Source organism: Kribbella sp. NBC_00359 (assembly GCF_036097425.1).
GTDB lineage: Bacteria > Actinomycetota > Actinomycetes > Propionibacteriales > Kribbellaceae > Kribbella.
This window is the reverse complement of the sequence record NZ_CP107975.1, coordinates 903,208-922,524: the sequence shown is the minus strand read 5'-3', so window position 1 is coordinate 922,524 and position 19,317 is coordinate 903,208. Positions and strand designations below refer to the sequence as shown.

Genomic DNA, 19,317 nt, shown 5'->3' with positions numbered 1-19,317 from the left:
TCTGGCTTGATGAATGAGATAGGGTGCGAGCATGACGAGTCCGGAGGCCGCCGAGCGGCAGCTGTGTGGGCTGGTGAACGGACTGTCCCACCAGATCGGCGAGCATCTGCGGGCGCGTGCGGTGAAGCTCGGGCTGACCGCTCCGCAGGCGACCGCGTTGCGCGAGCTGTCCGGGCCGATGACGATGGGCGAGCTGGCCGAGCGGATGAGCTGCGAGCCGTCGAACGCGACGTTCGTGGTCGACAAGCTGGAGAACCAGGGTCTGATCGAACGTCGCCCGCACCCGACGGACCGGCGGGCGCGCCACCTCGTGCTCACCACGAAGGGGACGGCGCTGCGCGCCGAGCTGCTCGAGCTCCTCGGTCAGGAATCACCGCTGGCGGGCCTGAGCGCGGCGGAACAGCACACGCTGCAGCAACTCCTGGACCGGGCGATCACCAAGCGCTGAGCTGACCAGGCGCGTGTGTCACTTGGTCAGGACGATGCCGGTGACGGCGACGTCGGTGTCACCGGACTTCAGCGTGAGGGCGGCCGCCGTGGTGGCGTCGGGGAGGTGACCGGTGAAGGTGATGGTGCCGTGTTTGGACCCGCCGGCGGGGATGCTGCCGGGCCACTGGCTACGTGAGGTGTCGGCGCGGAGAGCGTTGCCCTCGGCGCCGGTGAAGGTGGCATTGCCTTTCAGCGGCAGGCTGACCGCCTGCTTGCCGGTGTTCTTGACCAGCAGGTCGACGCGGGTGAAGTGGCTCGTGTAGGTGACGTTCTGGACGGTGACGGTGAGACCGTCGACGGTCTTGGCGACGGGTTTGATCAGGCGGGCCTCGCCGGACTCGTTGCCGGTGAGATAGCCACCGACGTACTCCGCGCCCGCGGTGAGGGCGAAGCCGCCGACACCGACGCCGACGAGTACGACGACGATCGCGACGACGATCGAGACGTCGAGCCGGCCGGCGCCGCGGCCCTTCGGCGCGGCGGCGTCGAGGAGGGCGATGATCATGGCCAGGACCAGGGCGATCGCCGGCGGGACGAACCAGCGCAGCGCGCCGCCGGGGCCGTCCGCGAGGAACGTGACGATCAGGTTGATCAGGATGCCGAGGACGATCACCGCGCCGGCGATCAGCAGCACGCGAAGGAGGCGGACCGTGCCGACCTCCTCGGAGCCGTCGTCGTCGGACCCGACGCGGTCGGTCGGCGGGAGGCGGTCGGGCTGATGCGCTCGGCTGGTGTCGGGCCAGCTGGCCGACTCGTTCCAGCTTGGCTGTGCGGCCGGTGAGTTGTCCCACGGAGAGTTGGCGGGCTCGGAGTTGTCGGACGGGTAGGCGGCCCAGGGGGCGTCTTCGTCGGTGCCTTCGTACGACGGTTCGTCCGGGAAGAGCGGGAAGTTGCCGGGAGCATCCTCCCGGCGCGGGATGTCCGGCGGAGCCGGCGGCGGCGCCGCGTTGTCGAGCGACCCGGACCCGGCAGACCCGAACGGACTCCCCTGACCCTCGTCAGCCCCAAACGGACCCGACTCCGCCCCGCGATCCACGGGGCCGAAGGGGCTGGCGTCCGACGCCTGATCCGCTGGGCTGAAGGGGCTGGCGTCCGACGCGTGATCCGCTGGGCTGAAGGGGCCGGCGTCCGACGCGTGATCCGCTGGGCTGAAGGGGCCGGCGTCCGACGCGTGATCCGCGGGAGTGAACCGGCCGGCCTCGGGGTCGGCGGGGGTGAAATAGCCCGGCTCAGACGCGGGGGCGAAGGGGCTCGGACGGTTGGCGTCCGCGGGTGGGGTTTGGCGTGGTGAGGTGAGGTCCGCGGGGATGAAGGGGGGTGGGTCCTCGGGGACCTGGGCGGGTGCGTCCGGGGCGACGGCTGGGGGCGGTGTGGTCGGGCCAGGAGTGCCAAAGTCCGCGGGTGGCGGGGCGGCAGGCGCGGAGGCCGCGGCGCCTGGAGTGCCGAAGTCCGCGGGTGCTGGGGCGGGGGGTGGCGCGGAGGTCGCGGGGCCGGGGGCGGAGGCGGAGGCGGCAGGGTTTGGGGCAGGCTCCGCGGGGGCCTGGACCGGGGTTTCGTGGAAGGTCAGGACTGAGCGGCCGATGTGGATTCGGTCGCCTTCGGTGAGGGGGGTGGGGGCGGCCAGGCGGCGGCCGTTGAGGCCGGTGCCGTTGCGGGACTCGTCGTACAGGGTCCAGGTCGTGCCGGTGCGGCCCAGGCGGGCGTGGATCCGGGAGATCTGGTCGTCGGCCTGCAACCGGATGTCGGCGTTCGAGGCACGCCCGATCGTGATCGTGTCGCTCTCGGCCGGCAGCGTCCAGCGCTGCGTGCCGAGTGACAGCGCGAATTCGGTTTCCACTCACACCCCAGCCGGCAGCCAACCCGTCTGCGCGATTCTGCCTGCAGCATCGGCGATTGGTCCAGGCCACCCCGTCCTCGACCTGCGTGATGTTCCCGACTTTGTCAGCTCAAAGGCCGATTTTCTCTGTAATCGCGCGATGACAACGCGGTCATTGTCCGAGTCGTGCCAGCGGCATCGGAGCGCCTTGCCCGGTGATCGGCGCGGGCATAGTGTCCGTCCGCGCGGATCCATCGGCGGCGGATAGAAAGGCGAGGGCAACAAACCGGTGGATAGGCCGGAGGTCCCAGGCAGAGGTGGTGCACCTGCCTGCAGTCCGGCGAGGCGCAACCCGCCCAGCACCATCTTCGCGAAGGGACCACATCCATGGTCTTGTTTCAGCGTTCCCGCACGCCAGCTGCCGTCCTCGCGGTCACCAGCCTCGCGGTAGCGGCGCTCGCCGGATTCGGAACCTCAGCGGCCGGAGCCGCGCCGAATGCGGCACCACCTCCCCGGCCCACGCAGGCACAGTCGAAGGCGTACGCCGCCGACGCTGCCTCCTCGCTGGTCGCGAACCGGCCGGCCGGTCTGCATGCCGGCAAGGACGACAAGTTCACCGCCAAAGCGGTGATCTCCGAGCCGTCCGGCCTGCAGTACGTCCCGTACGAGCGCTCGTACAAGGGACTCCCGGTCGTCGGTGGTGACTTCGTCGTCGTCACCGACGAAAAGGGTGCGGTGCAGGCCACGTCGGTGGCCCAGACCACCGCCGTACCCGACCTGTCGACGTCCGCCAAGGTCACCTCGGCGGCCGCCAAGGCGACCGCGACCAAGCAGCTGAAGCGCGTCGACTCGTCGACCACGCCGACGCTGGCCGTGTACGCCCTCAACGGCACGCCGAAGCTGGCGTGGCAGTCCCGTGTCACCGGCAACAACGGCAAGGAGCCGTCGAGCCTGTCGGTGTACGTCGACGCGCAGAGCGGCAAGGTGCTCGGCACCAAGGAACACGTGATGGCCGGCAACGGTACGGCGGTCTACAGCGGCCCGAACCCGGTGCACCTGGACACCACGCTCAGCGGCAGCACGTACTCGATGAAGGACCCGAACACCACCAACCTGTCCTGCCAGGACGCGGCGAACAACACCACGTTCTCCGGTCCGGACGACAACTGGGGCAACGGGACCGCGACCAACCGTGAGACCGGCTGCGTCGACGCCCTGTTCGCCGCGCAGACCGAGCGGCACATGCTGACCGACTGGCTCGGCCGCAACGGCATGGACGGCAACGGCGGCGCCTGGCCGATCCGCGTCGGCCTGAACGACCAGAACGCGTACTACGACGGCACCCAGGTCCAGATCGGCAAGAACACCGCCGGCGGCTGGATCGGCTCGATCGACGTCCTGGCCCACGAGATGGGTCACGGGATCGACGACCACACGCCGGGCGGTATCTCCGGCAGCGGCACCCAGGAGTTCGTCGCCGACACGTTCGGCGCGAGCACCGAGTGGTACAGCAACCAGAGCTCGGCGTACGACCCGCCGGACTTCCTGGTCGGCGAAGAGGTGAACCTGGTCGGCAGCGGCCCGATCCGGAACATGTACAACCCGTCGGCCCTCGGCGACCCGAACTGCTACTCGAGCTCGATCCCGGGCGGCGAGGTGCACGCCTCGGCCGGCCCCGGCAACCACTGGTTCTACCTGCTCTCCCAGGGCAGCAACGGCTCGCCCGCGAGCCCGACCTGCAACAGCTCGACGGTGACCGGTATCGGGATCCAGAAGGCGATCCGGATCATGTACAACGCGATGCTGATGAAGACCAGCAGCAGCTCGTACCTGAAGTACCGGACCTGGACCCTGACCGCGGCCAAGAACCTGTACCCGGGCAGCTGCACCGAGTTCAACACCGTGAAGGCGGCGTGGGACGCGGTCAGCGTTCCGGCGCAGTCGGGTGACCCGACCTGCTCCACCAGCGGCGGCGTCACGGTCACGAACCCGGGCAACAAGACCGGCACCGTCGGTACGGCGATCACGCCGTTCACGCTGACGGCGACCGGCGGCACCGCGCCGTACACCTGGTCGGCCACCGGCCTGCCGGGCGGCGTCACGATCGGTTCCTCCACCGGGACCGTGTCCGGCACCCCGACCGCCAGCGGCACCTTCAACGTCACCGCGACGGCGACCGCGAGTGCCGGTGGTTCGGGCAGCACCTCGTTCACGATCACCGTCGGTGGCACCGGCGGCTGCTCCGGCCAGAAGCTCGGCAACCCGGGCTTCGAGACGGGTACGGCGACGCCGTGGTCGGCGTCGACCGGAGTGATCGACAACACCGCCTCCCAGCCGGCCCATGGCGGGACCTGGAAGGCGTGGCTGGACGGCTATGGCAGCACGCACACCGACACGCTGAGCCAGTCGGTGGCGATCCCGGCCGGCTGCAGCGCGACGCTGTCGTTCTACCTGCACATCGATTCCGCCGAGACCACCACCACGACGCAGTACGACAAGCTGACGGTGAAGGCGGGCTCGACCACGCTGGCGACGTACTCGAACCTGAACAAGGCGAGTGGCTACTCGCTGAAGTCGTTCAACGTGTCGTCGTTCGCGGGCCAGACGGTGTCCATCAGCTTCACCGGCACCGAGGACAGCTCCCTCCAGACCTCATTCGTCATCGACGACACAGGCCTGAACCTGAGCTGATCCCAGCCTGACGACACCGGCCGCCGTACCCCAGCCAGGGGTACGGCGGCCGGTTCGTTCGTTCGGGTCAGTTGAGGGTCATCCGGGGCTCGCCGTTCAGTAGGCCGGGGGCGGAGATGGTGCAGGTGCCGCCTCGGTTTTGGGTGTAGGTCTGGCGGACGCAGGAGCGGAGGGCGAGCTGGGCCCAGTAGTTGGGGTGGAGGGATTCCTGGATGTAGTAGTCGGAGCCGATCGTGGTGACGGTGCGGATCTGGTTGATCCACTCGGTCTTGTCGACCGCGGTCGGCTGGGTCCAGGAGCTCAGGCCGACTTCCTCGTAGAGGCCGACTGTGTTCTCGCACAGGCGGCGGCCGTTGAAGGCGGACTGGAGTTCGAGCAGTCGCGTGTTGGTCAGGCCGGACTGGCCCATCGCGGCGCGGACCGTGGTGTTGATGGTGTTGAGAGCGGTGCTGTTCGCCCAGTCGGCGTCGGAGTTCCAGAAGCCGCAGCCGCCGACGCTCTGCCGGGTGTAACCGCTCTGCCCGTACCGGAACCCGCTCGCGGCCGGGATCGGCGACGGGTAGGTCTGGACGAGCAGGGTCCACGCGTTGTCGCCGTACCCCGCGTTCCGCATGGCGGTGCGGACGTTCTGGAAGGCGGTCGCGATCCGCCCGCGTACGGCGGTGACGTTGGCGGACGTGAAGTTGGCGACGACCGACGAGTCGTCCTTGCAGTAGTCCGGGAACCACGACGGCGACGTCAGGAAGTCGGTCACGCACGACGTCACGATCGACGCGAAGTTGAAGTCGTTGCCGCCGATCGAGACGACCACCTGCGTGACGTTGTGGCCGGCCGCGAACTGCTGCAGCATCTTCGCCTGGCCGAGGTGCCCGGCGCCGTCGTCGTAGAAGTCGATGCCCGGCTTGAAGTCGTCACCGGTGCTGGTCGTGGTGCGGGCGCCGGAGCAGGCCAGGTTCAGCCCGCCGACCCCACCGCCGATGTACGCCTCCGCCGACTGGCTGCGGTGGCACTTCGGGATCAGCTCGGCGGTATGGCTCGCGTTGTCGTGATAGGCATGCGCGCCGAGCGCGTCGGCCGGTGCCTCGGAGTTGTTCGAGCTCCCGGCCCACCGGCCGGCCTCGCCCGAGATGTAGGAGTCGCCGACGGTGACGACGTACGGCGTACCGGACCCGGGACCGTCGGCCATCGCGGGGGATGCGACCAGGCCTAGCCCGGTCATGGAGAGCACAAGGATCAGGGACACTCGACGACTTCTCGGAATGCGCACCGGAAGGCCTCTCTCGCCGGAGTTCGGTGATCGTCAGGACCCCCACCCGATCACCGTCGGCAGAAATGTACTTCCGGGTAACCACTCACCGATAGACCGAGAGTGCTGACACCTTTGCGCCCTGTCACCGCCGTGTCAGCGCTCTCGTGCCAGGCTCAGCCGCCGAGGTCGAGCTTGGCCGGGTAGCGCGGCTCCCACCAGGCGCGCCAGCGGGCGTCGAGCTCGGTGCGGTCGGTGTCTCCGTAGAGGCTCAGGACGGCCATCGTGGCGCCGTCGGGTTTCTGGTCACCGGGCGCGATGTGGCTGAGAACCATCAGACCGTTGCCCCAGGCATCTACCGTCAGGCCGATCTGGTGCTCGGAGACGTACCAGACCTCGCCCTTCACCTGCTCGCCCACCAGCTCGAGTTCGTAGGAGCTGCCGGCGGGGCCGGGGGAGATGCCGAGCTCGGCCATCGGGGAGAGGGGGCCGGTCCCGGAGTAGAACAGCGTATGGCGGGCTTCACCGGGATGGCGTTCGACGGCGAACCGCAGCTGGTTGAGGAAGGTCGTCCAGCCCTCGGTGACGTCGTCGTAGTACGCCTCCCACTTGGGGTCGGCGCCGCGCGGTGCCCGGGTCAGCGTGATCCGCGCGCCACCCTCGACCGGCTCGACCACGAACTCGTCGCCGTTGCCGAGGGTCAGGGTCGTGCCCTCCTCGACCGCGCGGGTGAAGTAGATGAGGTCGATCTCCTCGTCCAGGCCGCCCTCGGGGCCTTCGTACTCCCAGCCGTGCCAGTGCCGGATCTTCTGCTTGTCGCGCAGCGCGCCCCACACCGCCTCGACGGGCGCCGCCACGGTCACCACGATCTGTGGCCTGTCCTCGCTCATGAGTCTCCTTCGGTACGACGGGGCGCCGGGTGGCCGCCCGCGATCAGCCGATACGGGCGCCCGCCCTCGGCATCGAACTCGGAGACCGTCCGCCGCACCGCCTCGGTCAACGCGTCGGTGAAGGCGTGGACGTCGCCCGGCTCGGCGAACCGCACCTCGGTCTCGAGGGTGAAGGTGAGCAGCCGCTTGCCCTCGGCATCGGCCGCGGTCTGCATCCGGGCCACGTCCCGAACGGTGCCGGCGGCAACGTCCACGAGGTGCTCGGCGGCGTACTGGTCCTGGATCTGGGTGAACGCGCGACCCATCACGGCCGGATCGACCACCAAGGTCGCGGCCGACGCGCGCAGGATCCGCTCGGTGAACCCGCGCCGCTGCCGCTCCTCGACCAGCTCGACCAAGCCGGCCTTCTCCAGCTCGCGCAGGTGATAGTTCACCCGCTGGCGCGGCAGCTCCAGCACCGCCGCGAGCTGCGTGGCCGACGAGGGCTCCCGAAGCAGCTCGAGCAGCCGGCGCCGAATCGGCGACAACGCCAGCCGCACCTTCTCCGGCTCCTCGACATACCGCAACATGCCCCCAATCTTCTCTTGACAGGAAAATCTGTCAAGAGCGGGCAGCCCGGAGAGCGATTGCCTTGGGGCTGGGCGGATGGGGGCGGCGGCCGTAAGGTACTTACTTAACTTCGTGAAGCATTGGGTTCGAGCGTTGACATCTGGGGTCGCGGGGTAAATAGTTCCGTCCTGAAATCAATCAGAAAGCAGAGTGAATCAACAGTGTCGAACATCGAGGTGCTGCAGCTCCGGGCTGCCGGCGTCAGCCTGGTGCTGGACTGCTCTGGTCCGGCCCTTCCGTCCGTCCTGCACTGGGGTGCGGATCTGGGTGAGTTGACCGAGAAAGCTCTGCTGGAACTGAGGCGTGGCGCCGGCGCGGCGCAGGACGGCAACGGCCTCGACGACAACCAGCCGATCGCGATCGTGCCGGAGTACGCCGCCGGCTGGTTCGGGCTGCCGGGTCTGAGCGGCCATCGCGACGGGCAGGACTTCTCCGCGAGCTTCCGGCTGACGAGCGTCGCGCGCTCGGACAACACCGTGCAGGTCGACGCCGCGGATCCCGAGGCCGGTCTGACGATCCGCCTGATCATCGAGCTGACCGACAGCGGCCTCGTCCGCGCCAAGGCGGACCTCACCAACACCGGCGCGACGCCGTACACGGTCGATGGTCTGGTCCTCGCGCTGCCGGTCCCGACCGAGGCGACCGAACTGCTCGACATGACCGGCCGCCACATCGGCGAGCGGCACCCGCAGCGGCACGCGTTCACGCAGGGCGCGCACATCCGCGACAACCGTCGCGGCCGCACCGGCGCCGACGCGACCCTGCTGCTGATCGCCGGCGCGCCCGGCTTCGACTTCCGCACCGGCGAGAGCTGGGCCGTGCACACCGCCTGGAGCGGCAACCACCGCTCGTACGCCGAGCGCGGCATGAGCGGGTACGCCGTCATCGGCGGCGGCGAACTGCTCCTCCCCGGCGAGGGGCGCGTGCAGCCCGAGGGCACCTACAGCACCCCGTGGATCTACGGTTCGTACGGCGTCGGCCTCGATCAGCTGTCCGCCCGCTTCCACGAGTACCTGCGGGCCCGGCCGAACCACCCGCGCACCGAGCGTCCCGTCGTACTGAACACCTGGGAAGCCGTCTACTTCGACCTCGACCTGGACAAGCTGAAGGCGCTCGCGGACGCGGCCGCCGAGGTCGGGGCCGAGCGGTTCGTGCTCGACGACGGCTGGTTCCGCGGCCGGCGCGACGACCACGCCGGGCTCGGCGACTGGTACGTCGACGAGGGGATCTGGCCGAAGGGTCTGCACCCGCTGGTCGACCATGTCCGCGGTCTCGGGCTGCAGTTCGGGCTGTGGGTCGAGCCGGAGATGGTGAACCCGGACTCGGACCTGGCCCGCGAGCACCCCGACTGGATCCTTGCCGCCGGCCACCGGATGCCACCCACCGCGCGGCACCAGCAGGGGCTGAACCTCGGCGTCCCGGCGGCGTACGACTACATCCTCGAGCGGCTCGACAGCCTGCTGACCGAGTACGACATCGCGTACCTGAAGTGGGACCACAACCGGGACTTCGTTGACGGCGGCAACCAGCTGACCGGTACGGCGGGTATCCACGAGCAGACCCTGGCCGTGTACCGGCTGATCGACGAGCTGAAGCGCCGGCACCCCGGTCTGGAGATCGAGTCGTGCTCGTCCGGTGGCGCCCGGGTCGACCTCGGCATCCTCGAGCGCACCGACCGGATCTGGGGCAGCGACAGCAACGATGCGCTCGAGCGGCAGACGATCCAGCGCTACACCGAACTGCTGCTGCCGCCGGAGCTGATCGGCTGCCACGTCGGCCCGCCGCGGGCGCACACCACCGGCCGCACCCAGGCGCTGTCGTTCCGCGCGATCACCGCGCTGTTCGGCCACTTCGGCATCGAGTGGGACATCGCGTCCGCCTCGCCGCAGGAGCGTGAGGAACTGGCCGGCTGGGTTGCCCTGCACAAGGAACTGCGGCCGCTGCTGCACACCGGCACGGTCGTCCGCGCCGACCGCGGTCCGGAGGACTTCCTCCTGCACGGCGTGGTCGCGCCGGACGGCTCCCGCGCCGTGTACGCCGCCGTACAGCTGACGCAGTCGGTCACCTCGGCGGTCGGCCGCGTCCGGCTGCCCGGGCTCGACCCGCGGCGGACCTACCGCGTCAGCAAGACCGCGACACCCGGACCCGAGTCGCGGACGGCACCCTGGTCGGCCAACGGTGGAAGTGTGGAACTGAACGGTGCCGCCCTGGCCTCGGTCGGGGTCCTGCTCCCGGCTCAGTGGCCCGAGAACGCGATCTTGCTGGATGTGACCGCGATCGACTAGCCCGGTCGATCGCCGACCAAGGAGGAGATCCCCGTGACCGTGACGACCAATGCACCGCCCCAACAGCAGAACCGTCGCGGGGATCCGGAGGCGCCGAGCCGGCGGCGAAGTCTGGGTGACCTGAAGGTCGCGATGATCTTCCTGGCCCCGGCGACCCTGGGCTTCGTCGTCTTCTACATCTGGCCGACCCTGCGCGGCGCCTACCTGAGCTTCACCGAGTACAGCCTGCTCTCCGCACCGCAGTTCAACGGGCTGGACAACTACCGGCGGATGATCCAGGACAGCTTCTTCTGGAACGCACTGGCGGTCACGGTCGAATACGTCGTGATCAATATCGGCGTGCAGACGGTCCTGGCGATCGGCATCGCGATGCTGATGTACCGGCTGACCAAGTCGATCACGGTCCGGGCGGTGGTCCTGCTGCCGTACCTGGTCGCGAACGTGGTCGTCGCGCTGGTCTGGTACTGGATGCTCGACTTCCAGGTCGGCATCGTGAACCAGGGTCTGCACTGGATCGGGATCGACCCGGTCGCGTTCTTCGGCGACTCGCACTGGGCGATCCCGACGGTCGCGGGCATCAACGTCTGGCGGCACATGGGCTACACGGCCCTGCTGGTGTTCGCCGGCCTGCAGACGATTCCGGCGTACGTCTACGAGGCGGCCGAGGTGGATGGATCGACCGAGTGGAAGACGTTCTGGCGGATCACGCTGCCGCTGTTGCGACCTGTTCTGGTGATGGTCCTGGTGGTCACCATGATCGGGTCGTTCCAGATCTTCGACACCGTCGCGGTGACCACGCAAGGCGGTCCGATCAACGCGACCCGGGTGATCTACTACTACATCTACGAGCGGGCCTTCACCCGCTTCGACTTCGGGTACGCCTCCGCGATGGCGCTGGTGCTGTTCGCGATCCTCGCGCTGGTCTCGCTGCTGCAGTTGCGGCTGCTCCGGGCGAAGGAGAGTGACCTGGCATGAGGCGGAGAGAACTGAATATCGGCCGGGTCGTGGCCTGGGCGTGCGTGATCGTGCTGCTGCTCGTCACGCTGTTCCCGTTCTACTGGATGTTGCGTACGGCGCTGTCCGACAACACCCAGCTCCCCGGCCACCCGAGCTCGCTGCTGCCGGTGGAGACCACCCTCGGCGCGTTCAAGCGGGTCCTCGGGTTGTCGACGATCGAGGAGGCACAGGCGCAAGGCGGGTCCGGTGCGGCCGTCAACTTCTGGCTGTACCTGCGCAACTCGTTGGTCGTGGCAACGATTACGACGGTCTGCCAGGTGTTCTTCAGCGCGATGGCGGCGTACGCGTTCGCCCGGCTGCGGTGGCCCGGCCGGGACAAGGTGTTCGCGTTGTTCCTGGCCGCACTGATGGTGCCGCCGATCTTCACCACGCTCCCGAACTTCGTGCTGATCAAGAACCTCGGGTTGCTGAACAGCTTCGCCGGCATCATCCTGCCGGGGGCGTTCATGACGCCGTTCGCGATCTTCTTCCTGCGCCAGTTCTTCCTCGGTATCAACCGGGAACTGGAGGAGGCGGCGATGATCGACGGCGCCGGGCACCGGCGGATCTTCTTCGGCCTGATCATCCCGATGAGCGCCGCGCCGATCGCCACCCTGGGGATCCTGACCTACATCAACTCCTGGAACGACTACTTCTGGCCGCTGCTGGTGGGTCAGCAGGAGAACGTGCGGGTGCTGACGGTCGCGCTCGGGGTCTTCCGGTCACAAACTCCGCAGGGTGGGCCGGACTGGGCCGGGCTGATGGCGGCGACGCTGATCGCGGCGCTGCCGATGATCGTGCTGTTCCTGGCGTTCGCCAGGCGGATCACCAACTCCATCGGCTTCTCCGGGATCAAGTGAGGTATCCGATGAAACTCTCGAGAAGGACGTTGCTGAAGGCCGGCCTGGCCGGACTCGCCGCGTCGGCGGTTGCCGGGTGCAACAACGGCGCCGCCGCGCGTGGACAGGGTGAGGTCATCTACTGGCTGTGGGACTCGGCCCAGCTGCCGATGTACACCGAGTGCGCGAAGGTGTTCCACGAGCAGAACCCGCAGTACAGCGTGAAGATCGAGCAGTACGGCTGGAACGACTACTGGTCGAAGCTGGTCACCGGGTTCATCTCCGATACCGCGCCGGACGTGTTCACCGGGCACTCGTCGAAGTATCCGCTGTTCGCGGACAAGGGCCAGGTGCTGCCGATCGACGACTATGTGGCCAAGGACAACGTTGACCTGAGCATCTACCAGAAGGGTCTGGCGGATCGCTGGATCGGCGCCGACGGCAAACGGTACGGCCTGCCGAAGGACTGGGACACCGAGGTCTACTTCTACAACAGCGCGTTCACCGAGGCGGCTGGAATCAGCACCGAGCAGCTGAACTCGATGACCTGGAACACGCAGGACGGTGGCACACTCGAGCAGATCATCCGCCGGCTGACCGTCGACTCCAAGGGCCGCCGCGGTGACCAGCCAGGGTTCGACAAGGACAACATCAAGGTCTACGGACTCGGGTACGCCGACGCCGGCGGTGGCGACGGTCAGACCAGCTGGAGCTGGTACGCCGCGATCAACGGCTGGAAGTACTCCGAGGGCGAGCCGTGGGGCATGAAGTTCTTCTACGGCGACCCGAAGTTCACCGACACGATCGGCTGGTGGCGCGGACTCATCACCAAGGGGTACATGCCGACGTACGCGCAGGCGAAGTCCGGGGTGGACGTCACCACGAGCTTCGGTGCGGGGAAGTACGGGATGACCCCGAACGGCTCCTGGATGCTCGGGACCTACGGCGGGCTGAAACAGGTGAAGACCAAGCTGGCCAGGTTACCGATCGGCCCGATCGGGAAGCGGATGTCGATGATGAACGGTCTCGCGGACACCATCTGGGCAGGTACCACCCGGCGGGAGGCGTCGTGGGCCTGGGTGAAGTTCCTCGGCTCGCAGACCGCGCAGGACATCGTCGCCAAGGCGGGTGTGGTGTTCCCGGCGGTGGCGGCGAGCATGCCGGCGGCGAAGGCGGCGTTCGCGAAGAGCGGCTGGGACGTCACGCCGTTCCTGGAGCCGGTCGAGGCGGGGAACGTGTTCCCGTACCCGGCCAACCCGAACGCGGCGGACGTGACCGCGGTGATGACGCCGGCGATGGAGTCGGTGATGTCGTTCGAGGCGGATCCGAGTTCGCTGAGCAAGGCCAACAACGACGTGAACAAGATCCTCTCGGCCAACACCTGAGGGTTTACCCGGGGCCTGCCTACGCCCGGGGGAGTACGTCGTACTGCGTCGCACGGCGCAGTGTGCTCCTCCGGGGGTAGGTGAGGTGTCGCCGCCCGGGCGACGCGGTGAGGGTGGTTCGAACGACAACCTTGGTGCAATCGCAAGAACCACGAGCACCGAGGAGTGTCATGAGCGACGAGAGGCCGGGCGGACCGATCCGCATCGGCGACAGCGAACGCGAGGACGCGGTCACGCGTCTTGGCGAGCACTACGAAGCCGGTCGCCTCAGCGCCGAGGAACACGCCGAGCGCGTCGGCCGTGCATTGGAAGCGAAGACCGACACCGATCTGGCCGCGTTGTTCAGCGACCTGCCGGGAGCACAGCAGGCCGGCCGGCAGCAGGCCGGCCCGACAGGTCCGCGTCCGCCGTTCGGGGGGCCGCGCCCGGAGTGGGCGGCGGCTCGTGGGCGGATCGGCAAGCTGCCGGTCCCGTTGCTGATCGCGCTCGGCGTGGTCGGGGTGCTGGCGTCGATCGCGTGTGTGGTCGGAGCCGGGCATCCGCCGGTGCTGCCGATCGCACTGATCGTGGCTGCGGTCGTCGTCATCCGTAAGCGGCGGATGGAGCGGCGGGCATGAGGGCCGTCTACCGGGTGCTCGGTCAGCTGATCGCGATCGCGGTGGTGCTGCAGATCGCGTCGATCGCACTGGCCTTGTTCACCGTCGACAAGGACGCCGATGACGGGACCGCGATCGGGGCCGACTACAGCAACTTCGGACAGACGTACCACAGCATCGCCGGCACGGTGATCGGTCTGCTCGCGCTGATCTTCCTGATCGTGTCGTTCCTGACCGATGTCCCTCGCGGCCGGATGCTGGCCGGGATCGTGGTCGGGCTGGTCGTGCTGCAGTTCCTCCTCGCCGTGGTCTCCTTCGGGGTCCCGGCGCTCGGGACCTTGCACGCCATCAACGGTCTGGCGATCGCCGGTGTGGCGGGTGCTGCGGCGCGACGGGCCGTCGTACCGAAGCAGACTGTGGCCAGTGCCTGAGCCGAAACCGCGCCGTCGGCGGGGCCGGCTGGTCGCTCTGGGGATCACCCTGGCGGTACTCGTACCGCTGGGGTATCTCTGGGTGACCAGCCTCGTCCCGGGCTCGTACGACGCGGCCGAGATGGGGTACGCCGACTACGGTGGCGGGTCTACAGATGGGCACGCGCACCACCACGGTGCGATGAGCGTCAAGGACCTGACCGGGCCTACGATCGGTGCGCCGGATGTCGCGGTGACGCTGGTCGCGCGGAAGCAGAAGTTCCAGCTGGCCACCGGCGAGACGGTCGACGGCTACACGCTCAACGGGACGTCGCCGGGTCCGCTGATCCGCGCTCGCGTCGGCGAGTTGGTCCAGGTGACTCTGGTGAACGAGTCCGTGCCTGATGGTGCCACGCTGCACTGGCACGGGATCGACGTACCCAATGCCGAGGACGGGGTTGCCGGCGTGACGCAGGACGCCGTACCTGTGGGTGGGAAGTTCGTGTACCGCTTCAAGGCCGAGCAGGCCGGGACGTACTGGTACCACTCGCATCAGGTGTCCAGTGATGAGGTGAAGGGCGGGCTCTTCGGGGCGATCGTGATCGCATCGTCGGCGCCTGGTGAGGTCGTGGCCGCGATCCATACGTACAACGGGAAGCGGACGATCAACGGGCGGACGGGAAGTGGCCGCGTCGATCTCCCGGCGGGTACGACGGCGCGCGTGCGGGTGATCAACACCGACAACGCGATCCTGCGGGTCGGTCTGCTCGGGACGCCGTACAAGGTGGTCGCGGTGGACGGGCGGGACGTTCATGGGCCGACTTCGGTGACCGCGGCGTACCCGTTGGCTGCTGGGGCTCGGGTGGATCTGGAGGCGGTCGTTCCGGCCCGCGGGATGCGGTTGGTGGCGGGTGCCGCGACGACGTCGCTGGGGATCGGTCCTGGTGATGCGCCGACCGGCGAGTTGCCGGGGGAGACGGTTGATCTGCTGACCTACGGCACGCCGGCGCCGCTCGGGTTCGACCCGGCCGGCGCCGATCGGAACTTCGAGTACCGGATCGGGCGGCGGCCCGGGTTCCTCGACGGGAAGCCGGGGTTGTGGTGGACGATCAACGGGCACAAGTTTCCCGACGTACCGATGTTCATGGTTGCCGAGGGCGACATTGTCCGGATGACGATCTCCAACACCAGCGGCCAGGCGCATCCGATGCACCTGCACGGCCACCACGCCGTCGTCCTGTCCCGCAACGGCGTCCGCGCCACTGGCTCACCCTGGTGGATCGACACCCTCGAGGTGGGCAACAAGGAGACCTACGAGATCGCCTTCGTCGCCGACAACCCCGGCCTCTGGATGGACCACTGCCACAACCTCCCCCACGCCTCCCAAGGCCTGATCACCCACCTCATGTACGAAGGCATCACCACCCCGTACCGCATCGGCGGTACCTCTCACAACGACCCTGAGTAGCAGGAACCAGCCGCGCTCGGTCCGCGTCGGTAGCTCATGATGTTCAGGTGAGCGACCACGGCGACGACGACCTCTACGGTCGGCAACTGCTGCTCCTGCTGGCGTTCTTCGGCACCGTCGGCGGTGGTCTGTACCTGCTCGGCTGGCTAACCGGTCCGAACCTCCTGACCGGGAACCCGCTCATCTGTGCCGCCATAGCGGGCGCAGCCTGCTACCCCGCCCGCTTCCTGGTCGAGCGCTTCGAATGGTGGAAGCGTCTGGAGCAGCACACCGAACACACGAAGGCACGCCGCGAACGCGCTCGGCAACGTGCGCTGACTGAGGCGCGCGAAGCCGCCGAGCGCCGTCGGGCCGAAGGCGACGACGGTGGAGCCAGCTCGAGGCATCGGCGACCTGGCCGGCATCGGAGCTTCTGAGACTCAGGATGCTTGCTGGGCCACCGGGGTCTGCGTCAGGTGCATGGCGGCGATGCGGGCGCAGGCGGCGTCGATGGCGGCGCGTTGGGTGTTGTAGGAGCCGTACCAGAGCGGGTTGTCCGGCTGTGGGTCGAGTTCGTCGTCGATGTCGGCGTACCACTCGCCGGCGGTTCGGAAGATCCGCGCGTGCAGGTGGATGTCCGTGCCCAGTTCGTTCACCGCACCACTCCTGGAGTGAGACCGTGTACCTCTTCAGGATGTGACGCGAGTACGGCGGAACGCGCGAACGACACGCGGGTTCAGGTGACCAGGACGGTGATCCGCTGGGCGGTGTTGTTGGCGAAGCCGCCGCGGTTCCAGTCGGCCTCGATGGGTTGCTCGCGGCCGCTGGCGTCGTACGCGCGAACCGTGAGCACGTGCTCGCCCGGCGTGGCCTCCCAGTCGTAGGCGAAGGCCCGCCACGCGAGCTCGTCGTTGCCGAGGGCATCCAACGTGGCCTCGTGCCAGTTCACGCCGGCGTCGGTGCTGACCTCGACCCGTTCGATCGGGGCCCAGCCGGACCAGGCCCGGCCGAACAGCGGAACGGTGCCAGCGGCAACGAACCGGTGCCGGCTCATGAAGTCCGGGAAGCCCGGCGGGACGAGCAGGGCCCGCGGCGCGATCCGTGTCACCGCCTCACCGGGATCGTCCGCGTCCTTCCGGATCCGGTACGCGACCGCGTTCTGGAACCCGTCGAACTCGTGGTCGATCAGCTCGATCGACCGCAGCCATTTCACGCTCGCCATCCCGTACCACCCCGGTACGACGAGGCGCAGCGGATAGCCGTGTTGCGGCGGCAGCGCCTGCCCGTTCATCTCCCACGCCACGATCGCGCCCGACTCGATCGCCTCGGTCAGCGACAGCCCGCGCTGGTAGTCCTGCTCGACCCCACGCTCCACACCGTGATCCGCGCCGGTGAACACGACGTCCACGGCATCCTCGCGAATCCCGGCTGCCCGCAGCAGATCGGACAACGGCACGCCGGTCCACTCCGCCGTACCGACGGCTTCGGCCAACCAGGGCTGGCTGATCGGCCGCGGGTGCAGCGCGGCCCGACCGTTGCCCGCGCACTCCAAAGTCACCCGGATGGTACGGCGCCCCATCGCGCGCAACTCCGTCAGCCCGAACGACAACGGCTCCTCGACGCACCCGTCAACCTCGAGTCGCCAATTGCCCGCGTTGGTTGCCGGGATGTCGTAATGCACCAGGACGTAATGCAGTCCCGGCGGCGTCACGTCGTACCGCAGGCTCTCCAACGGCATCCCGTGATTCCGCGCCGCCAGTTGCAGCTCGTCGCCGGTGATGCCCTCACCGGTGTCCGCCAACCGCCCCCGCACACTGAATTGCTCGATCGACATCGCACATTCCTCCCCTTGGCATCAGCCTAGAGGTACGGACCGGCTACAACCACCCGTTGTCGAGGGCGATGCGGGCGGCTTCGGCTCGGGTGCGGGCACCGGTCTTGCCGATGGCGGCGGAGAGGTGGTTGCGGACGGTGCCTTCGGAGAGGTGGAGCTCCTTGGCGATGTCGGCGACCGTGCCGCCTTCGCGGGCCGCCCGTAGTACGTCGGATTCGCGGCCGGTGAGCGGGCTCGTCCCCGCGACCAGGGTCTCGGCGGCGAGTGAGGGGTCGACCACGCGGAGCCCTTGGTGCACCCGCCGTACGGCGTCTGCCAGCTGGGTCGCCGGGGTGTCCTTCACGACGAAACCGGCCGCACCGGCCTCCATCGCGCGGCGCAGGTACCCGGGCCGCCCGAAAGTGGTCACCATCAGCACCCGAACCCCCGGTACGGCGACCCGCAGTGCCGAGGCGGCCTCGATCCCGTCCAGTCCCGGCATCTCGACGTCGAGCAACGCGACGTCCGGCTTGGTCGCCCTCGCCGCCTCGATCACCTCGTCGCCGCGGCCGACCTCGGACACCACGTCCAGGTCGGGCTCGAGATCCAGCAAGGCGGCCAGGGCTCCACGGACCAGCGCCTGGTCGTCGGCGATCAGCAGTCGAATGCTCACGGGCCCACCCTGACAGCCAGCCGGAAACCGCCACCAGGCGCCTGGCCGACCTGCAGACTCGCGTCCGCCTGGTCCGCCCGCTCGCGCAACCCCACCAGCCCGTGCCCGGACGCGCCTCCGCCGGGCGTCGGGCCCTTCCCGTCGTCCAGTACTTCGATCTGCGTGGCGTTGATGCGGATCGTGCAGCGCTTCGCGCCCGAGTGCCGTACGACGTTGGTCACGCCTTCCCGGACCACCCAGGCGAAGAGTTCGCGGTTCTCCTCCGGCACCTCGTCCATCGTGGTCGGCAGATCCGGCTTGATCTCGGCCGCCTGCAGCGCGGCCCGCGCCGACACCAGCTCACCGGCCAGACTCAGCTCGCGATATCCGGCGACCGCGGCCCGGACATCGGCCAGGGCCGCCCGGGCCAGACTCTCCACATCGGCCACCTCGGCCGCGGCACGCCCCGGGTTGGCCTCGATCAACTTGCCGGCCAGCTCGGCCTTCACCGTGATCACGGTGAGCGAGTGGCCGAGGATGTCGTGCAGGTCCCGGGCGAACCGGTTCCGCTCCTCCTGGACGGCCAGCTTGGCCATGTCCTGGCGGGTCGCGTTCAATTCGATACTGCGCTGGACCGCGCGCCGCAGCCCGAACACGGCCAGCGCGCCGAGGAAGATCGCGAACCCGTAGCTGCCGTCATCGGTCCAGCCCGGCACCAGCCGCATCGACAGCTCGGCGCCCCCCAGCAGCAGGGCGACGATGACGACGGCGATCCGGACGTCGAGCGCCATCATCGCGATCGCGGCGATGTAGACCAGGCAGGTGAGCGCCTTCTGACCGGCCGACGGCAGCATCAGGAAGCACAGGGCGAGCATCCCGGCCAGGTACGCCAGCCGCTGCCAGGTCGGCAGCCCGCCGGCTCCGAGGCCGACCCAGCGGATCCAGCCGAAGAACCCGATGTACGAGAGCGCGAACAGGAAGAGGACGACCAGCCCCATCACCCGGGTCGCGCCGTGGTGCTGGAGGATCTCCTCGAACGGCTGGGACAGGTAGAACAACCACACCCCGGCCGCCAGCCAACCCCACCGGCCGGGCCCGGGCCGATCGCGGTCCAGGCCGTCCAGCAGGGTTGGCGGCGTCTTCATGAACTTCA

Annotated in this window: 18 protein-coding genes; 10 read left to right on the top strand and 8 right to left on the bottom strand. The window is 68.8% G+C overall.

What is annotated here, in order from left to right; genetic code table 11:
• The first annotated feature begins 31 nt into the window (after nt 1–31).
• Nucleotides 32–448 (top strand): MarR family winged helix-turn-helix transcriptional regulator, encoded by a 417-nt coding sequence (locus OG876_RS04385; RefSeq protein WP_328523448.1) that lies wholly within the window; start codon nt 32–34, stop codon nt 446–448.
• A gap of 18 nt (nt 449–466) precedes the next feature.
• Here OG876_RS04385 and OG876_RS04380 read toward each other — a convergent pair whose 3' ends face one another.
• The gene (locus tag OG876_RS04380; protein ID WP_328523447.1) at nt 467–2,326 is read right to left on the bottom strand and encodes an FHA domain-containing protein; all 1,860 of its coding nucleotides are present in this window, start codon (nt 2,324–2,326) and stop codon (nt 467–469) included.
• A gap of 366 nt (nt 2,327–2,692) precedes the next feature.
• On the opposite strand from OG876_RS04380, the gene OG876_RS04375 reads away from it, so the two are divergent.
• Nucleotides 2,693–4,996, top strand: a complete 2,304-nt coding sequence (locus OG876_RS04375; protein ID WP_328523446.1) for a M4 family metallopeptidase — start codon at nt 2,693–2,695, stop codon at nt 4,994–4,996.
• Between the two features lie 67 nt (nt 4,997–5,063).
• Here OG876_RS04375 and OG876_RS04370 read toward each other — a convergent pair whose 3' ends face one another.
• From OG876_RS04370 to OG876_RS04360, 3 genes are all read right to left on the bottom strand, one after another.
• On the bottom strand, nt 5,064–6,239 hold the full coding sequence (locus tag OG876_RS04370) for a hypothetical protein (RefSeq protein ID WP_328523445.1): 1,176 nt from the start codon (nt 6,237–6,239) through the stop codon (nt 5,064–5,066).
• A gap of 179 nt (nt 6,240–6,418) precedes the next feature.
• Nucleotides 6,419–7,132: a hypothetical protein gene (locus OG876_RS04365; protein ID WP_328523444.1), complete on the bottom strand. Its 714-nt coding sequence runs from the start codon at nt 7,130–7,132 to the stop codon at nt 6,419–6,421.
• Nucleotides 7,129–7,701, bottom strand: a complete 573-nt coding sequence (locus OG876_RS04360; RefSeq protein ID WP_328523443.1) for a helix-turn-helix domain-containing protein — start codon at nt 7,699–7,701, stop codon at nt 7,129–7,131. The genes OG876_RS04365 and OG876_RS04360 overlap by 4 nt, the downstream gene beginning before the upstream one ends.
• A 201-nt stretch (nt 7,702–7,902) precedes the next feature.
• On the opposite strand from OG876_RS04360, the gene OG876_RS04355 reads away from it, so the two are divergent.
• The 8 genes from OG876_RS04355 (at nt 7,903) to OG876_RS04320 (ending at nt 16,136) form a co-directional block, all read left to right on the top strand.
• Nucleotides 7,903–10,026, top strand: coding sequence for an alpha-galactosidase (locus OG876_RS04355; RefSeq protein ID WP_328523442.1), 2,124 nt, complete (start codon nt 7,903–7,905; stop codon nt 10,024–10,026).
• Between the two features lie 33 nt (nt 10,027–10,059).
• Nucleotides 10,060–11,001 carry a carbohydrate ABC transporter permease gene (locus OG876_RS04350; protein ID WP_328523441.1) on the top strand — a complete coding sequence of 314 codons (942 nt, stop codon included), beginning with the start codon at nt 10,060–10,062 and terminating at the stop codon, nt 10,999–11,001.
• Nucleotides 10,998–11,882, top strand: a complete 885-nt coding sequence (locus tag OG876_RS04345; protein ID WP_328523440.1) for a carbohydrate ABC transporter permease — start codon at nt 10,998–11,000, stop codon at nt 11,880–11,882. The genes OG876_RS04350 and OG876_RS04345 overlap by 4 nt, the downstream gene beginning before the upstream one ends.
• An 8-nt stretch (nt 11,883–11,890) precedes the next feature.
• Nucleotides 11,891–13,246, top strand: a complete 1,356-nt coding sequence (locus tag OG876_RS04340) for an ABC transporter substrate-binding protein (RefSeq protein WP_328523439.1) — start codon at nt 11,891–11,893, stop codon at nt 13,244–13,246.
• Nucleotides 13,247–13,416: 170 nt separating this feature from the next.
• On the top strand, nt 13,417–13,863 hold the full coding sequence (locus OG876_RS04335; RefSeq protein ID WP_328523438.1) for a DUF1707 SHOCT-like domain-containing protein: 447 nt from the start codon (nt 13,417–13,419) through the stop codon (nt 13,861–13,863).
• A complete protein-coding gene (locus OG876_RS04330; protein ID WP_328523437.1) occupies nt 13,860–14,273 on the top strand; it encodes a hypothetical protein in 414 nt (137 codons plus the stop codon). Before OG876_RS04335 ends, OG876_RS04330 begins: the two co-directional genes overlap by 4 nt.
• Nucleotides 14,266–15,720 carry a multicopper oxidase family protein gene (locus OG876_RS04325; protein WP_328523436.1) on the top strand — a complete coding sequence of 485 codons (1,455 nt, stop codon included), beginning with the start codon at nt 14,266–14,268 and terminating at the stop codon, nt 15,718–15,720. The genes OG876_RS04330 and OG876_RS04325 overlap by 8 nt, the downstream gene beginning before the upstream one ends.
• Nucleotides 15,721–15,767: 47 nt before the next feature.
• Nucleotides 15,768–16,136 (top strand): hypothetical protein, encoded by a 369-nt coding sequence (locus OG876_RS04320; protein ID WP_328523435.1) that lies wholly within the window; start codon nt 15,768–15,770, stop codon nt 16,134–16,136.
• Between the two features lie 3 nt (nt 16,137–16,139).
• Here OG876_RS04320 and OG876_RS04315 read toward each other — a convergent pair whose 3' ends face one another.
• The 4 genes from OG876_RS04315 to OG876_RS04300 form a co-directional block, all read right to left on the bottom strand.
• On the bottom strand, nt 16,140–16,355 hold the full coding sequence (locus OG876_RS04315) for a hypothetical protein (RefSeq protein WP_328523434.1): 216 nt from the start codon (nt 16,353–16,355) through the stop codon (nt 16,140–16,142).
• Between the two features lie 80 nt (nt 16,356–16,435).
• Nucleotides 16,436–17,533 (bottom strand): sulfite oxidase, encoded by a 1,098-nt coding sequence (locus tag OG876_RS04310; protein WP_328523433.1) that lies wholly within the window; start codon nt 17,531–17,533, stop codon nt 16,436–16,438.
• Nucleotides 17,534–17,576: 43 nt separating this feature from the next.
• Nucleotides 17,577–18,185 carry a response regulator transcription factor gene (locus tag OG876_RS04305; protein ID WP_328523432.1) on the bottom strand — a complete coding sequence of 203 codons (609 nt, stop codon included), beginning with the start codon at nt 18,183–18,185 and terminating at the stop codon, nt 17,577–17,579.
• Nucleotides 18,182–19,309, bottom strand: coding sequence for a sensor histidine kinase (locus tag OG876_RS04300; RefSeq protein ID WP_328523431.1), 1,128 nt, complete (start codon nt 19,307–19,309; stop codon nt 18,182–18,184). Before OG876_RS04300 ends, OG876_RS04305 begins: the two co-directional genes overlap by 4 nt.
• Between the last annotated feature and the right edge of the window lie 8 nt (nt 19,310–19,317).

What these genes read in the sequence shown, in the direction of transcription:
- OG876_RS04385 (WP_328523448.1), top strand. Translation starts at nt 32, where the DNA reads ATGACGAGTCCGGAGGCCGCCGAGCGGCAGCTGTGTGGGCTGGTGAAC.
- OG876_RS04375 (WP_328523446.1), top strand. Translation starts at nt 2,693, where the DNA reads ATGGTCTTGTTTCAGCGTTCCCGCACGCCAGCTGCCGTCCTCGCGGTC.
- OG876_RS04365 (WP_328523444.1), bottom strand. Translation starts at nt 7,132, where the DNA reads ATGAGCGAGGACAGGCCACAGATCGTGGTGACCGTGGCGGCGCCCGTC.
- OG876_RS04360 (WP_328523443.1), bottom strand. Translation starts at nt 7,701, where the DNA reads ATGTTGCGGTATGTCGAGGAGCCGGAGAAGGTGCGGCTGGCGTTGTCG.
- OG876_RS04345 (WP_328523440.1), top strand. Translation starts at nt 10,998, where the DNA reads ATGAGGCGGAGAGAACTGAATATCGGCCGGGTCGTGGCCTGGGCGTGC.
- OG876_RS04340 (WP_328523439.1), top strand. Translation starts at nt 11,891, where the DNA reads ATGAAACTCTCGAGAAGGACGTTGCTGAAGGCCGGCCTGGCCGGACTC.
- OG876_RS04335 (WP_328523438.1), top strand. Translation starts at nt 13,417, where the DNA reads ATGAGCGACGAGAGGCCGGGCGGACCGATCCGCATCGGCGACAGCGAA.
- OG876_RS04330 (WP_328523437.1), top strand. Translation starts at nt 13,860, where the DNA reads ATGAGGGCCGTCTACCGGGTGCTCGGTCAGCTGATCGCGATCGCGGTG.
- OG876_RS04310 (WP_328523433.1), bottom strand. Translation starts at nt 17,533, where the DNA reads ATGTCGATCGAGCAATTCAGTGTGCGGGGGCGGTTGGCGGACACCGGT.
- OG876_RS04300 (WP_328523431.1), bottom strand. Translation starts at nt 19,309, where the DNA reads ATGAAGACGCCGCCAACCCTGCTGGACGGCCTGGACCGCGATCGGCCC.